Raw genomic sequence first — 15,393 nt, 5'->3', positions numbered from 1 at the left:
TGCTAGCTGATAGGCCTATGGGTACCTTATGGAAAATGAACACGATTCAAGTGAACAGGGCAACGCCAAAGCTAAGAAGACGCTAGCGGACCTCTCCACCCCTATTTATGGCTTGTTTATTCTGGGTGTGCTTTACACCTTGTATCTGGCCCATCAGATTGTCCTGCCGATGATTTTGGCGCTTCTCTTAAGCCTGCTGTTATCGCCTCTTGCTACGCGTATGTGTTCGGGGTTGCGTATGCCTCGGGTAGTGAGTTCGCTGATACTGGTGTTGCTTGTGCTTGCAGGTATCGCCGGTGTGTCGATGGCGGTGGCAACACCTGCGCTTGAGTGGGCGGGCAAGGCTCCAGAGGGAATTTCCCGTTTGCTGGTTGGGGAAAGCGAGCTTAAACGACAGATAAACAAGGTAACTGAGTCAGCCCAGAAGGTGGAAGACTCAGTGAATGAACTCTCGGATACTGGCGGCAAAAAGGCAGCGGTAGAGCCCACAACGGTCGTTCTGCAAACGGACTCCTGGCGCGCCCAGCTTATGAATAAAGCCCGTGACGGGGTTGCGGGTTTAGCGCTGGCTATGGCGCTTACTTACTTTTTGCTGGTTAGCGGCGATAGGTTAGTGCTTAACTTTGTGCGGCAATTGCCACGGAGACACCGTAGAACAGTGTTGCGCATTAGCCGCGATTCCCAACACCAAATCGCTCAGTATCTGGCAGTGCTGGGTATTAGTAATACCTCTGTTGGCGTGGCAACCGGCCTTATGGCTTGGGCTATCGGCTTGCCAGATCCAGCCGTCTGGGGGCTGGTGGCCGGGTTGGCCCGCTTCATTCCTTATCTTGGTGTTATTCTCACCATTTTGCTGTTGGCGGTTGTTTCGGCGGTAAGCTTGGATACGTTATGGATGATGGCCATTGCCCCCGTTGGTTATCTTGCCTTGACCACTATGGTGGGTTTTTTCATCGAGCCTTGGATACACGGGTTTCGTATGTCGATTAACCCGGTGATTATTTTCGTTTCGATCTTTTTCTGGGGGTGGCTCTGGGGGCCTGTCGGCGTGTTGCTTGCGGTGCCACTGATGACTGTTATACAGGTTGTACTCAAGCAAATCCCCAAACTGCGGCCAATTTACAAGGTGATTGCCCAGTAGTTTAGAGGGGGGATCACTCGCGGTTCCCCTTGCGCACCCCCTAGCACTCCCTATCACTCTCTATCACTCTCTATCACTCCCTGACAGTTGCCAATATCTCTCCTACTCTAAGTGGATTGGTTTTGTTTTGCAGGCAGGGAGGATTACTTAGTCATGACTCCAAATACCATGAAGGCCATGGTTCTCACTGGCCATGGCGGCATCGAAAAGCTTGAGTATAAAAGCGTACCCACGCCGTCTCCTGCGGCCGGCGAAGTGTTGGTACAGGTAACCGCTACCGCCAAGAACAATACAGACCGCAAAGCTCGGGAAGGGCTATATCCCACCAAAAAAGGTGAAACCACCTCGTTCCAGATGGGCGGCAAGCCTACGCTTATTTTTCCCCGAATTCAGGGTGCCGATATTGCTGGCCGCGTAGTGGCTGTGGGTGAGGGCGTCGACCCTAGCCGTGTTGGCGAGAGGGGGCTGCTGGATTTCAATATGTATGGCAATGCCCGCCGGGATATCAACTTAACACCCGATTATTATGGCCATGGTGCAGACGGCGGCTACGCCGAGTACGTGGCTGTTCCTTCAGATCAATTCCACGTTGTGCCAAACAAAGATTTGAGCGATGCCCAGTTAGCTGCGATGGGAATGTGTTCCTATCAAACGGCTATGCACATGCTCACCTCTGCCAACGTAGAGGCCGGGGAACGTGTTTTGGTTACCGGTGCAAGCGGCGGTGTTGGTACGGCACTGATCCAGCTTTGCCGCATTCTGGGCGCCGTGCCCTACGCGTTAAGTACGCCGGATAAAACGGCGGCCCTTAAGGCGTTGGGCGCCGAATCTGTATTTGATCGTTCCGAAATGGACAGTTTTGTTGAACGCGTAAAGGCCCAAACAGGCGGTAAACCCTTTGATGCCGTAATGGACTTGGTAGGCGGCGAGATGACCGACCGCTTCATCGACGCCATGATTTTCGATATGAACGCTCGCAGCACTTATCCTCGCCTGAGCATCGCGGGTGCCAGTGGTGGCAACGTCAGTGAAATCTTGTGGACACGAATTTATCTGTATCAGGTGCAGATCTTCGGGGTGTCACACGGTACGCGGGAAGAGGCTGAGCAACTGGTGGATTGGATTCGCGAGGGGCGACTCAAGCCAGTTTTGCACGGTGCTTTTCGGCTCTCGGAATTACACCAAGCAGAGCGCTACTTTATGAATCGTGGCAGCAATTATCTCGGCAAGATTGTGATTGTGCCGGATTCCCAGTGGGAAGAGCACGGCCAACTCTGGTCGTTGGAGAAAGGTGCATGAAGCAGAAATTGACGATTCAGCTAATGGATACCCATGCTGGCGGTGATGTAAGCCGAATTGTGACGGGGGGTATCATCCCCCTTCCGGGCGACAGTGTGCGGGCGCAAATGGAGTACCTTCGCGATCAAGCCGATGGTTTGAGAAAACTGCTGTTGGAAGAACCCTACGGTATTCCGGAGATGTCTGTGGATTTGTTGGTTCCTCCGTCGGACCCGAGCGCTGCAGTCGGATACATCATTATGGAAGTCATGGGTTACCCGATCTATTCCGGCTCTAACACCATCTGTACGGCAACGGCGGTTTTGGAAGCTGGAATCGTGCCTAAAAAGGAGGGCAAGCAGAGCTTTTTACTGGAATCCCCCGCAGGCCTTGTTCGCATAGAAGCGCTGGTGGAAAACGGCGTGGTGGAAGCGATAACCTGCGAAGGCCTGCCAAGCTATATCCATACCCATCAAGCCAGTATCGATGTGCCATCACTTGGCACAGTCACCTACAGCGTGGCCTACAGCGGCGGCTTCTACGCATTGGTGGATGCAAAGTCACTGGGTTTTGATCTTACGCTCGATGAAGAACGTGAACTCGCAGTTGCAGCCCATGCCATTGTTGAAGCGATTCAGGCGGAACGGGGTTTTTCCCATTATACCCTGGGCGACGTGGGGCCATTGCCATTTCTGCATTTTATGGGGCCGGTACACCAAGTGGCAGAGGGCTATTACCGTTCCCGCTCTGCGACCTACGTGCATCCGGGTGTTATCTGCAGAAGTACCACCGGAACCGGCACCTCGGCGCGTCTCGCCCTTATGAATTATGAAGGGCTCATTCGCCCCGGAGACAAACTTGAAACCATCTCGTTGCGTGAGACGGGTTTTATTGGTGAGTTTTCTGGCGTTGAGCAGGCGGGCGAGTATCAGGTTGTGAAAAATAACATCACTGGCAAGGGTTATGTTCTAGCGCGCTCGGATATTGCTGTGAACTGTGATGACTCTTTAGTGGACTGCGATGGGCTTCGTCATGTCCTCGGGAATTACTCGCTTTTTTGAAGTGCATGCGCCTAAAGTTTACCTTTACGTAAAGTGCGGGCTATGGTAAATCTTCATCTATGCATTCAATGATAACAATAGCAGGAGCAGATCATGAGCCTTCCGGAATACGCCGACGTTTATCGCAATTTTGACCCCGCCGCTCTGGAAGCGGAGATCCTAGACGGGAGCCTTGAAAACGGGCTGAACGTTTGCCATGAAATGTGTGATAAGTGGGCTGCCGACCCCCAAAAAGTTGCTCTCTTCTATGAGGCTTTGGATGGCAGCGACGGTACCTTGACGTTCGCAGAGCTGAAAGAGCAGTCTGCACGCTTTGCGAACTATCTTGTCTCTCAGGGCATTGGCAAGGGCGATCGAGTTGCAGGGCTTTTACCGAGAACCCCTGAGCTCCTAATTGTTATTGCCGGTGCGCTGCGTGCAGGTGCTGTTTACCAGCCCCTGTTTACCGCATTCGGCTCTGGCGCTATTGAATACCGTCTTGAGCGTGCGGGCACCAAGTTGGTCGTTACAGATCCCGCCAACTACTCTAAGCTCACTGAAGTGAAGGATTGTCCGCCCGTTATTTGTGTTGATGCGGAGAAAGCCGATGCAGGTGTTCGCGATTTCTACAGCGCACTTAACGAACAAAGCGATGATTTTGAGCCTGTGTTGATCAAAGGCACTGACCCATTCTTGCAGATGTTTACCTCGGGTACGGTCGGCAAGTCTAAAGGCGTTGCTGTGCCAGCTCGCGCGCTATTGGCCTTCTATGTCTATATGAAGTACGCCATCGACCTGCGCGACGACGATGTGTTCTGGAACGTTGCGGATCCTGGCTGGGCTTATGGCCTTTATTACGCGGTGGTGGGGCCGCTGCTGATGGGCCATGCCACCCATTTCAACCCGGGCGCGTTTACCCCCGAATCCACCTACGACATGATCCGCAAGTACAAGATTACCAATCTGGCCGCTGCACCAACGGCCTATCGACTTCTTAAAGCCAACGACCATGTGTTGCCCGAAGGCGAGAACCTTGGCCTGCGTGTTGCCAGCAGTGCAGGTGAGCCTTTGAACCCAGAGGTCGTTAACTGGATTAAGAACCGCCATTATTGCCCGGTTATGGATCATTATGGCCAGACTGAAACCGGCATGACTTGTTGCAACTTCCATGCGCTCAAGCATCCGGTGCGACAGGGTTCAATGGGTTATTCGTCCCCGGGCCACAAAGTGGTTGCTCTGAATGAGAAGAACGAAGAGGTAGGCGAGGGCGAAGTAGGGCAAATCGCTGTCGATGTGAAAGCCTCTCCACTGTTTCACTTCGACGGCTATACCTGGGGCGAAAAAGACCCGTTTGTGAAGGGCTATTACCTTACGGGCGATATGGCGATTTGCCATGGCGATGGCAGCTTCTCATTCAGTGGTCGAGACGATGACATCATTACAACGGCGGGTTACCGGGTTGGCCCGGCGGATGTAGAGAGTACCTTGCTGGAGCACGCCGCGGTTGCAGAGTCTGGAGTGGTCGCAAAGCCCGATGAAAAGCGTGGCTCCATCATAAAAGCCTATGTGGTTATCAAGGGTGACGAGGCACCTGCAGACGAGCAGGTTCTGCGGGATGAGCTTCAGGAGCTTGTGCGTCGTCGCCTTTCCACGCATGCCTTCCCCCGTGAAATTGAATTTGTGGATGAACTCCCGAAAACGCCCAGCGGCAAAATTCAGCGCTTTGTATTGCGTAACAAGGCTCAGGAAGAGTCGGCTTCATGAAGGTCACGTTTGAGGAGCTGAATAGGTTTCTGCAGGACCAATTCCCCCAGGGAGCTGCTTACGGCAGCTTGCAAAAGCTGGGGGATGGTTGGGCCGAGATGACACTGGACGTGGACGACGGGCACCTCAGGCCGGGCGGAACTGTGTCTGGCCCGGTAATGATGGGGCTGGCAGATGTTACCGTTTATGCTGCGTTGCTCAGTAAAATCGGGCTTGTGCCTCTGGCGGTAACCACTAACCTGAACATTAACTTTCTGCGTAAACCGCAAGCGCACACGCCCATCCGTGCGAAAGCGACTATGCTCAAAGTTGGCCGCACAATGGGTGTTGGCGAGGTGTTCGTGTATTCGGAAGGTGTGGATGAACCCGTTGCCCACTCAACCATGACCTATTCCATACCACCTGAAAAATACAAAAATTAGATTGACGTATACGTAAACGTCAATCTAATCTGGTTATAACGCTAAACGTTAAAACAATAACAAAAGGTAAATTGGCTCATGAGTGACCAGTACGTTCTGGAGACCCGAAACCTTGTTAAAGAATTCAAGGGGTTTATAGCGGTCAACGACGTGAATCTTCAGATTCAGCAAGGCCACATTCACGCCCTGATCGGCCCCAATGGTGCTGGCAAAACAACGGTCTTCAACCTGCTAACAAAGTTCCTGATTCCTACCCGTGGCCAAATCCTGTTCAACGGGGAAGACATCACTTCTACAAAATCCGCTCAAATTGCCCGTAAAGGGGTTGTTCGTTCGTTCCAGATTTCAGCGGTGTTTCCGCACATGACAGCGTTGGAGAATATACGGGTTGCTCTGCAGGGCTTCGAGGGTACTTCGTACAGTTTCTGGAAGTCTGGCGCGTCTCTTAACCGGCTCAACGAGCGCAGTATGGAGTTGTTGGAATCTGTAGGCCTTGCCGAGTATGCCAATACCACAACGGTAGAGTTGGCATACGGCCGCAAGCGGGCACTGGAGCTTGCGACCACTCTTGCGATGGAGCCAAAGCTGATGCTGTTGGATGAACCTACGCAGGGCATGGGCGCCGAGGACGTAGACCGGGTGGTTGAATTGGTGCGTAAGGCTGCTAAAGGCCGCACGGTATTGATGGTTGAACACAACCTGAGCGTTGTTAGTAAGCTGTGTGACCGAATTACGGTTCTGGCTCAAGGCTCAGTGCTAACCGAAGGTGATTACGAAACGGTTTCTGCCGACCCCCGTGTACGCGAGGTGTATATGGGAACAGGTGCCAGCGGTGAGCGTGGCGCGGTCGCCGAAGCGGAGGCCAGCCAATGACCACAAATGCGACTCGGAACTACGAGCAACTGAATATATCCGGTCTGCACGCTTATTATGGTGAGTCCCACATTTTGCATGGGGTAGATTTGGTCGTTCACCGTGGAGAGTTGGTTACGCTTCTCGGGCGGAATGGCGCCGGGCGTAGTACTACCCTGAAGGCGATCATGAATATGGTGGGCCGCCGCACCGGCTCCATCATGGTCAACGGAGAGGAAACCATGTCATGCGCTCCGCACCATATCGCCAGAATGGGAGTGGGGTATTGCCCTGAGCATCGCGGTATTTTTGCCTCGCTCAACGTGCATGAGAATCTTACGCTGCCACCGATAGTGCGCAGTGGCGGCATGAGCCTCGAAGAAATTTATTCAATGTTCCCCAACCTTTACGAGCGTCGCTTTAGTCAGGGCACCAAGCTATCCGGTGGTGAGCAGCAAATGCTGGCGCTAGCGCGGATTCTGCGCACCGGTGCCAATATGTTGCTGCTCGACGAGATTACCGAAGGCCTTGCCCCGGTTATTGTGGAAAAACTGGGTCATGTTCTAACCCAGCTCAAGGAGAAAGGGCTGACCATCGTATTGGTGGAGCAAAATTTCCACTTCGCAGCGCCTTTGGCTGATCGACACTACGTTGTTGAGCATGGGCGGATTGTGGAAGAAGTCCGTGCCGATGAACTGAGTGCCAAGCAGTCGGTGCTGGATAGCTATTTGGGGGTGTGATCCTGAATAGGCAAGAACGCAAGACATAACAATACCAACAATAAACATGAACTAATGCAAAACAGTAGCGGAGATACAACAATGACAATGATGAAAAAGCTTCTGACTTCAGCGATTGCCTCAACCCTAATGGCCAGTGGTGCTCAGGCTGCCATTTCAAACGATACCGTTAAGATTGGGTATCTGGCGGATATGTCTGGCACATACCGGGACCTCGCAGGGCCTAACGGTCAGTCTGCTCTTGAAATGGCTATCGCAGACTTTGGCGGAAGCGTGAAGGGCAAGAAAATTGAGATCGTAAGCGCTGATGACCGCAACAGCCCTGACACGTCTTCCAGTACCGTTCGCCGTTGGGTAGAAAACGAGAACGTAGACATGGTCGCAGGTATGGTGGCCTCCTCGGTTTCCATCGCTGTGAGCAAGATTCTGGAGGAAAACGACAAGCTTGGTATTATCTCGGGTTCCGCAGCTTCCAGTATCACAAACGAGCACTGCACCCCCAACCATATCCATTATGTGTATGACACCTATCCTCTGGCGAATGGCACCGCCAGTGCCGTCGTTAAAGAAGGTGGAAAAAGCTGGTATTTGTTGACAGCTGATTACGCTTTTGGCCACTCACTGGAAAGCGACGTAAGGCGCGTTGTGGAGGCTAACGGAGGTGAGGTTGTTGGTGCCATTCGTCACCCGTTCCCGACACAGGATTTCTCTTCTTTCGTGCTACAGGCTCAAGCTTCCGGTGCTGATGTGGTCGGTCTTGCAAACGCAGGCGCAGACACCACCAACGCAATCACTACTGCCAGTGAGTTCGGTGTTACTCAATCGGGCCAGACTCTTGCGGCCCTGCTGTTGTTTTTGACTGACGTTCACGCGCTGGGTGCGCAAACCGCTCAGGGAATCCAGCTAACTACCGGTTGGTACTGGGACATGAATGAAGAGACCCGCGAGTGGTCGGATCGTTTCATGGATAAAACCGGTGTTCGGCCCACTATGGTTCACGCGGGTATCTATTCAAGCACCATACAGTACCTAAAAGCTGTTGAGGCTACAGGCTCTGACGACGCGCAAACGGTGCGCAAGCAGATGATGGACACGCCTATCAACGACATGTTCGCGAAGAACGGCAAGATTCGTATTGATGGCCGCATGGTTCACGATATGTATCTGGCCGAGGTAAAAACACCTGCCGAATCCAAGAATGAGTGGGATCTTTACAAGATACTTCGCACGATTCCAGCGGAAGAGTCTTACCGTCCGCTTTCCGAGAGCAAGTGCAAACTGGTTAATAACTAAAGCGTGCGGCCCCGCGGCGCGCCCTGAAAGGGTGCGCTGCTAAGGCCAAACCGACAACAAGCCAAATACCAACCTCTGTGCTGCCTCTGGAGTTAGCCCAATGTCCATGATTTTCGGCGTTCCTTTAGCTGTGCTTTCTGGCCAGCTACTGATCGGAATCATAAACGGCGCATTTTATGCCCTGTTGAGCCTCGGGCTCGCGGTTATCTTCGGCTTGCTGAAGATTATCAATTTCGCCCATGGTGCCATGTATATGCTTGGCGCCATGGTAACGGTTCTTATGTTCAATGCTTTGGGCGTTAACTACTGGGTGGCGCTCTTTATGGCTCCACTGTTGGTGGGTGCGTTTGGCGTTGTTATTGAGTACTTTCTTCTACGTCGTATTGCTGGTCAGGATCATATTTACAGCCTGCTTTTGACCTTCGGTGTTGCCCTTATTATTCAGGGCGTACTTATTAACTGGTTTGGAGTGTCTGGGCTGCGTTATACCATGCCAGACATGTTCAAAGGCGGGATCAATCTCGGCTTCATGTTCATGCCGTACTATCGTGCATGGGTTATTGTGGCCGCGCTATTGGTGTGCTTTGGCACTTGGTTTGTTATTGAAAAAACCAAGTTGGGCGCCTACTTGCGTGCCGGAACCGAGGACTCCCAGCTAATGCAGGGGTTCGGAATCAACGTACCGCTGCTAATCAGCCTAACCTATGGGTTTGGTGTTGCACTGGCAGCCTTTGCGGGCGTTCTGGCCGCTCCTATCTATTCCGTAACGCCGGTGATGGGCTCCACTACCTTGATTGTGGTGTTTGCGGTGGTAGTAATCGGCGGCATGGGCTCAATTGGCGGAGCCATCATAACGGGCATTCTCATGGGTGTTATTGAGGGCCTTACCAAAACGTTTTATCCGCCAGCTTCATCTGCGGTCATTTTTCTGGTCATGGTTTTGGTACTTATGTTCCGGCCCAGTGGCTTGTTTGGCAAAGAGGCATAATCATGGACCAATCAGCAAAGATTGCCGACATCCATAAGTCGATTGTAAAAGAGCAGGCGGCGCAAGAGCGTAAGCGGCTAATGTTGAATGCGGGCCTGTTGCTTCTTCTGCTTGCGGCTCCGTTTGCAATATACCCGGTCTTCCTAATGAAGATTCTGTGCTTCGCCCTGTTTGCGGTGGCATTTAACCTTCTTTTCGGGTTTACCGGCTTACTTTCATTCGGTCATGCGGCATTTCTCGCTGCTGGCGGATATACCACGGGATATCTGCTCAGCAACTACTCAGGGTTATCCACCGAGCTAGGGATTATTGCGGGCACCCTCGCGGCTACGTTTCTGGGGTTTGGATTTGCGCTCTTGTCTATTCGGCGGCAGGGCATCTACTTTGCCATGGTTACCTTGGCGTTGGCGCAGTTGGTGTTCTTCTTTTTCGTGCAGTCTGAGTTTACGGGCGGAGAAGACGGCATGCACGGCATTCCCAGAGGCCACCTTTTGGGTGTTATCGATCTGGAAAACAACCTGAGTATGTATTATTTCGTGCTGGCGGTGTTCATCGGGTGTTACCTGTTGGTTCAGCGGATTGTTAGCAGTCCTTACGGGCAGGTATTGAAAGCGATCAAGCAGAACGAACCCCGGGCGGTATCACTGGGTTATAACGTTGATCGTTACAAAGTGCTGGCGTTTGTTATCTCAGCCGCTCTGGCGGGGCTGGCGGGTTCCATGAAGTCTGTGGTGTTTCAGTTAGCCTCGTTGAACGATGCGCACTGGCACATGTCCGGCGAGGTCATCCTCATGACTTTGGTTGGGGGCATGGGCACCCTGCTTGGCCCGGTCATCGGCGCAACCTTTGTGGTCAACATTGAGTATCACCTCTCGCAAGGCCCCCTTCGGGACTGGGTTGATCCGATTCTTGGAGGTGTATTCGTTATTACCGTCCTTGCCTTTAGAAGCGGAATTGTCGGCGAAATACAGAAATTTATCCGCAAGAATATCGGGTAATGGGGTTACCGGCAGCTTAACTATTTATAATTTTGAAGTTTGAGTCATATTTTTCAGTATGTTACGGAGGTTTGGGTCAGGGGGTGGCAGTTGTCGGTGTTGTCCGAGGCTCATGCCTGTGGCAAGTTAAAGCTGGATGTAACGCACTATCTGTCTTATGTCTAATTGATATCAGTCTCAATCCAATAACCGGCAGGTTAATAATTCGTTAATTAATTAGTCGAGTTAAAGCCTATATGGGGAAAAGGAGAACGATATGAATAACGATATTGTGGACGGTAAGTGGAAACAGCTTAAAGGTAAAGTGCGCGAAAACTGGGGAAAACTGACCGATGATGATGTTGATAAGATCGGAGGCAAGAGAGAGCACTTTGTCGGTAAGATTCAAGAGAAATATGGTATGAAGAAAGACGAAGCAGAGAAAGAGTGGGATAGGCTCACCAAGTAATTGCCATCGTTTTCTGAGAAAGGTCGGTGATATGTAAATATCACCGACCTTTGTTGTCTTAAGCTCGGTACAACGTTACGCAGAGCATTGAAGAGTCAACTGAATCCTGACCGCTACATGCACAGAGTCTGATTTTGCGTTTTGAGCTTTTGCGTATCTATCCTCATTTGAGAGTGCAATCTGAACCCTATGGGAGATAAGAGCATGTCTGAACATGATGGAACGGTGTTGGGGGAAAGCTACCCCCACAAGATAAGTGCGGAATTTGATAGTCAGGTAGCTGCGGAGCGAGGCGCAGAATCATTGGAAAGTTTAGGTATCCCTCTTGCTCAGATTCGTATCGTTCAACCTAATGATCCCGATATGGCGAAGAAGGTTGAGCCCGAAACACAAGGTGTTGCGCGATCATTAATCAAAGCGCATGTTCGGTTTGGAGTGATAGGGCTAGTGGTTGGTCTCGCTATCGCGGGGCTTTTAGTAACAGTTGGTCCGGCGCTAACTCGTTCAAGCCCCGTAATGACATTCATTGCTGTAAGCTTCTTGTTCGCCGTGTTGGCCCTTTTGCTAGCCGGTGCTGTTGCTCTGCGGCCGGATCATGATGTGTTGATAGAAAAGGCGCGCATGGCAAAAAATGAAGGGCGATGGACAGTGGTGGCGCATTGTGACAGTTTGGAACAACGAAAGTTAGCGCAAACGGCAATGGATGACACTACTCAAACTTTATAATGACATTTCAAGTAGGTTGCGCGGGCGCTCTTTCAATTTATGAAAGAGCGCCCGCGCCTATCTAGCGTGAGATATTTGTGCACACCTCTTCAATATTGGGTACAAGAATAGGAAGTCCCTGGGCGAGATTCAAAGCAATTCGCTTCATTAGTTCCGTCTCAATACGAGCCAAGTCTTCAGATGTGTCGCTTTTTGATTCATATGCCTTTCTGGCGAGTATGACTTGCGCAACAGCTCCTTGTATTTCCTTGTCGTCCGGGTACTTTGCACTCACTTCTTCTGGTGAAAGGCGCAGAAAATCTTTTGCCCAGGACGCCCGGTCAGATTTCTCAGTTCCCATAACTTAATGCTCCCCTCATCGGCTGAAACGCACAAAGTTCTCAGCATGCACATGTTATATGTGATTCGAAGCCCCTATTGGTGGCCACACGACTGTTAAATATAAGTAATTCTTTGCTGAGTGCAAGGAAATAGTCGTGAACTTTGGGAAGGCGGATATCAAATTGGGCGCGCGATATAGGGTGGGAGGGCACACAAATATCTTTTTTGCATTGCCGTGATATGTCACGCGAATTAAATCTCATTAAAATTTCGATTCTGAGGTTGAAGGAGTTTCGAAGCGAACTTAACGTTATTTTCTGCAGCGTAAGGCTTTAAACAGGGTCATTACTTTTGGTGTAACAAACTAAAGTAGGGAGTCTGCATGATGCATAAAACTGATCATTTTCCATCTCGTCTAAAGCAGCCAATTGATCCATTTTTGCGCACGGATCCGGTCGTTCACGCGCGCAACCAGCATCGCTGGGAAGGGCCGCTCGACGAAGTCTCGCTTTCTCGTTACGAGCGGGACGGGTTCCTTTGGTTTGAAGGTTTTTTCAATCAGGAACGGATGCTCCCGTTCTTTGAAGAACTCAAAGAAATGGCGAAAGATGAAAAACTCAATAAATCGGGGCAAGTTATTCATGATCCAAACACGGGTGAGATACGCTCCGTTTTTGGAATGCATGAACTGTCGGAAAACTTCAGTCGTTTAACCCGGGATCCGCGAATACTCGGAATGGTGCGCCAGCTGTTGGGCAGCGAGGTATACATTCATCAGTCACGAATTAACGACAAATATGGCTTTGAGGGTAGTGGCTTCGACTGGCATTCAGATTTTGAAACCTGGCACGCTGAAGATGGAATGCCGAGAATGCGAGCCGTCAGCGCATCCCTCATGCTCACAGATAACAACGAGTTCAATGGTCCCTTAATGCTGATACCTGGCTCGCATCATTATTTCGTGCCTTGTCTGGGTGAAACCCCGGACTACAATTGGCGGGATTCGCTTAAGGCTCAGCAGGTTGGTGTTCCCGACCGGGATAGCTTAGCGAAACTGGCACAGCGGGGTGGTATTGAGGCGCCGAAGGGGCCTGCTGGTTCGTTACTTCTGTTTGAATGCAACACTTTGCACGCATCCAATAAGAACATGTCGCCTTGGCCACGCTCGAATCTTTTCTTTGTTTACAACAGTGTGGAGAACAAGTTGGACGAGCCATACGCTGCGAAGCGTGAACGCCCTGAGCACCTCGCGGCTCGGGAAAACTGTTTGCCTTTGTCCATGTATGATGATTTTCCGGATTTGGCTAACCAAGGTGTGCCGCCGCTGCAAAGCGGAAGGGTTAGTGGAGCAAAAATGTAAATAAGGGGCGACTGTGTATAAGTGGATAGCTGAGCATCACCAAGTACTTTCAGTATGTGCCAGTTTTGGTTCGTTGGTTATATGGCTGGTGTATGCCCAGCTCCTGTATCTGGGATTTCGGCGGCAGCGTAGTCCGCGGTTGATCATCAACCGCGGTCGCAACAAAGACATCAATGCTCTCTGTCTCATCAGTAATATGAGTGCAGAATCTGTGTTTATTGAATACATCATCGCGAAGCTCGAAACGTCTGAAGGCGAGATCACGATGGACGTGACTGACTTCGAACGAGAATACAGCGAGGGTGATGAAGACGATGGACAGCCGCCGCTTGACGTAAGAGAGAATACTAGGCAGGGGCCAATTGAGTCTGGCGGATTTTTACACATTGGCACTTTCTGCGAGCTCATCCAGCGTCTTGCGCGTGATGAAAATATTAAGGTTACCGATGGCATACCTCAAGGCGAGCTTGAATTCACCCGCCTGACTTTGAGTCTGATAGGCATATATGGGCCGGAAAATATGCCCATTGGTGCTGAGCGAAGTTTCGATTTGACTGTTAGCGGGAATCGTTTGGGCCTCAAGCCAGCGTCTTGGGATACAAAGCAGTTGGCGTCCATACGTCAGCGCCGTAAGCTCCGAAAAACTGTTGAAAAACTGAATGCGACGGACTTTTCGTCTTCGTCCTCCTTTCGCCGCTAAGCTGAGGAAGATAATACGGATAACAGCTCTACTGCTGAAAAAGTGAGCAAGACAGGGAGATAGATGATGGCGATTGGCTTAGAAGGCGGTGTGCTAACAGGGGCAGGCATTCTGATTGTGATTAGTGTATGGTTGGACTTTATGACTACCGCGATGACTGCTTCATCGACTGGCATCTTTTCCAGATTTTTCTCTGACGGTTTGCACCAATTCTTTAAGTGGGGCAGCAAGACTTTTCAATCACAAACGTGGAGAGTCGTTGCAGGCCCTTGCATCACCCTCGCGCTCATTTTCCTCTGGTTTGGTTTAAGCTGGTTAGGTTGGTCGCTCATTTATTTGGCTGGTGAGGTCTCAGTGGTGAGTTCCAGCGATCGTCTACCCGCTCACATGTTTGAAACAGTGTACTTTGTGGGCTTCACCCTCACTACATTGGGAACTGGCGATTTTGTTCCCAACGGTACTCTCTGGGAATTGATATCCGTCGTTACCGCTTTTAATGGGCTTGTGTTGGTTACTTTGTCTATTACCTACGCTATACCGGTTATTCAGGCGACCGCAGCTAAGCGAGCGCTTTCAAACCAGTTTGCGGTGTGGGGAAATAATGCAAAGTCGGTGCTCGAACACATGGGAAGTGATAGGAATTACACGTCGCTTCCGGGTTATCTCAAAACAATATCGACCGAAATCCTACTTGTCGCCCAAAACCATCTGGCGTATCCGATTCTGCACTACTTTCATAGCCCTACCGAGAAAGCTTCGTTTGCGTTACAGGTGTCCATTTTGGACGAGGTATTGCGAAATTTACCTGATGAAGCGTTTGAAAAGCAGGCTGAGCTGTACGTTCTCGTTCCAAATTGTACGAGAGCAATCACTGAGTTCCTTACCACGCTCTCCAGCGTCCATATAAAAGCTGCTAACACCGAACCTCCAGCTCTTAGATGCGATAGCGCGAATGTAGCCTATCGATTGGTTGAACAGCACAGCGCAATATCAGTGACCGAAAGGCGCAAGCTCCTTAAAGCACTGGTTGAAGAAAATGGCTGGACATGGCAGAAAGTTGTGGGGTGCCAAAAGCCTGTTGCAACCGCGACTTAGAACTGTCCCAGCCGATTGACTACGCGATGGACTTTCCACTGGAGCTGAGAATTTCTGATCAAGTCGGGAATGCGGGGCTTGTGTCGGTGCCTTCCGACAGTATTGACAGATACGAATTCGTGGCGATTACTTTGAGTTATGACTAACCTATACGCGGATCCTGCACCTAAATTGCGGGGCTTGCTCTACTACCCATCTAGGAATTGATAATGCATAGCGTTTTTTGT

Annotated in this window: 16 protein-coding genes; 15 read left to right on the top strand and 1 reads right to left on the bottom strand. The window is 51.0% G+C overall.

Translation table 11 applies throughout. The features are described from left to right. The first annotated feature begins 28 nt into the window (after positions 1 to 28). The 12 genes from FE845_RS12050 to FE845_RS11995 all read left to right on the top strand — a co-directional run bounded on the left by FE845_RS12050 (position 29) and on the right by FE845_RS11995 (position 11,690). Positions 29 to 1,141: an AI-2E family transporter gene (locus tag FE845_RS12050; RefSeq protein WP_200364929.1), complete on the top strand. Its 1,113-nt coding sequence runs from the start codon at positions 29 to 31 to the stop codon at positions 1,139 to 1,141. 153 nt (positions 1,142 to 1,294) lie between these two features. Next, positions 1,295 to 2,440 (top strand): zinc-binding dehydrogenase, encoded by a 1,146-nt coding sequence (locus FE845_RS12045; RefSeq protein WP_200364927.1) that lies wholly within the window; start codon positions 1,295 to 1,297, stop codon positions 2,438 to 2,440. Next, entirely contained in the window at positions 2,437 to 3,480 is a 1,044-nt protein-coding gene (locus FE845_RS12040) for a proline racemase family protein (protein WP_200364925.1), read from the top strand. Before FE845_RS12045 ends, FE845_RS12040 begins: the two co-directional genes overlap by 4 nt. A gap of 93 nt (positions 3,481 to 3,573) precedes the next feature. Further along, positions 3,574 to 5,223, top strand: a complete 1,650-nt coding sequence (locus FE845_RS12035; protein WP_200364923.1) for an AMP-binding protein — start codon at positions 3,574 to 3,576, stop codon at positions 5,221 to 5,223. Continuing rightward, on the top strand, positions 5,220 to 5,645 hold the full coding sequence (locus FE845_RS12030) for a PaaI family thioesterase (RefSeq protein ID WP_200364921.1): 426 nt from the start codon (positions 5,220 to 5,222) through the stop codon (positions 5,643 to 5,645). The genes FE845_RS12035 and FE845_RS12030 overlap by 4 nt, the downstream gene beginning before the upstream one ends. A gap of 78 nt (positions 5,646 to 5,723) precedes the next feature. Next, entirely contained in the window at positions 5,724 to 6,518 is a 795-nt protein-coding gene (locus FE845_RS12025) for an ABC transporter ATP-binding protein (protein WP_200364919.1), read from the top strand. Beyond that, positions 6,515 to 7,237, top strand: coding sequence for an ABC transporter ATP-binding protein (locus FE845_RS12020; protein ID WP_200364917.1), 723 nt, complete (start codon positions 6,515 to 6,517; stop codon positions 7,235 to 7,237). Before FE845_RS12025 ends, FE845_RS12020 begins: the two co-directional genes overlap by 4 nt. Before the next feature lie 81 nt (positions 7,238 to 7,318). After that, positions 7,319 to 8,530 carry an ABC transporter substrate-binding protein gene (locus FE845_RS12015; RefSeq protein ID WP_200364915.1) on the top strand — a complete coding sequence of 404 codons (1,212 nt, stop codon included), beginning with the start codon at positions 7,319 to 7,321 and terminating at the stop codon, positions 8,528 to 8,530. 100 nt (positions 8,531 to 8,630) lie between these two features. Continuing rightward, complete coding sequence (locus tag FE845_RS12010) at positions 8,631 to 9,518, top strand: branched-chain amino acid ABC transporter permease (RefSeq protein ID WP_200364913.1); 888 nt, start codon at positions 8,631 to 8,633, stop codon at positions 9,516 to 9,518. A gap of 2 nt (positions 9,519 to 9,520) precedes the next feature. Beyond that, positions 9,521 to 10,516, top strand: a complete 996-nt coding sequence (locus tag FE845_RS12005) for a branched-chain amino acid ABC transporter permease (protein ID WP_200364911.1) — start codon at positions 9,521 to 9,523, stop codon at positions 10,514 to 10,516. Between the two features lie 256 nt (positions 10,517 to 10,772). Next, positions 10,773 to 10,964, top strand: coding sequence for a CsbD family protein (locus tag FE845_RS12000; protein ID WP_200364909.1), 192 nt, complete (start codon positions 10,773 to 10,775; stop codon positions 10,962 to 10,964). A 204-nt stretch (positions 10,965 to 11,168) separates the two neighbouring features. Then, positions 11,169 to 11,690 (top strand): hypothetical protein, encoded by a 522-nt coding sequence (locus tag FE845_RS11995; RefSeq protein WP_200364907.1) that lies wholly within the window; start codon positions 11,169 to 11,171, stop codon positions 11,688 to 11,690. A gap of 61 nt (positions 11,691 to 11,751) precedes the next feature. Here FE845_RS11995 and FE845_RS11990 read toward each other — a convergent pair whose 3' ends face one another. Beyond that, positions 11,752 to 12,030, bottom strand: a complete 279-nt coding sequence (locus tag FE845_RS11990; protein ID WP_200364905.1) for a hypothetical protein — start codon at positions 12,028 to 12,030, stop codon at positions 11,752 to 11,754. A gap of 363 nt (positions 12,031 to 12,393) precedes the next feature. Here FE845_RS11990 and thpD point away from each other — a divergent pair, with 363 nt between their 5' ends. From thpD to FE845_RS11975, 3 genes are all read left to right on the top strand, one after another. Further along, positions 12,394 to 13,371, top strand: coding sequence for an ectoine hydroxylase (thpD, locus tag FE845_RS11985; protein ID WP_200364903.1), 978 nt, complete (start codon positions 12,394 to 12,396; stop codon positions 13,369 to 13,371). Positions 13,372 to 13,384: 13 nt separating this feature from the next. Next, complete coding sequence (locus FE845_RS11980) at positions 13,385 to 14,071, top strand: hypothetical protein (protein WP_200364901.1); 687 nt, start codon at positions 13,385 to 13,387, stop codon at positions 14,069 to 14,071. Between the two features lie 63 nt (positions 14,072 to 14,134). Then, positions 14,135 to 15,166, top strand: a complete 1,032-nt coding sequence (locus FE845_RS11975) for a potassium channel family protein (RefSeq protein WP_200364899.1) — start codon at positions 14,135 to 14,137, stop codon at positions 15,164 to 15,166. Positions 15,167 to 15,393: the final 227 nt, after the last annotated feature.

The organism is Marinobacter sp. 1-4A, from assembly GCF_016597725.1.
GTDB lineage: Bacteria > Pseudomonadota > Gammaproteobacteria > Pseudomonadales > Oleiphilaceae > Marinobacter.
This window is presented reverse-complemented; position numbering and strand designations above follow the sequence as displayed.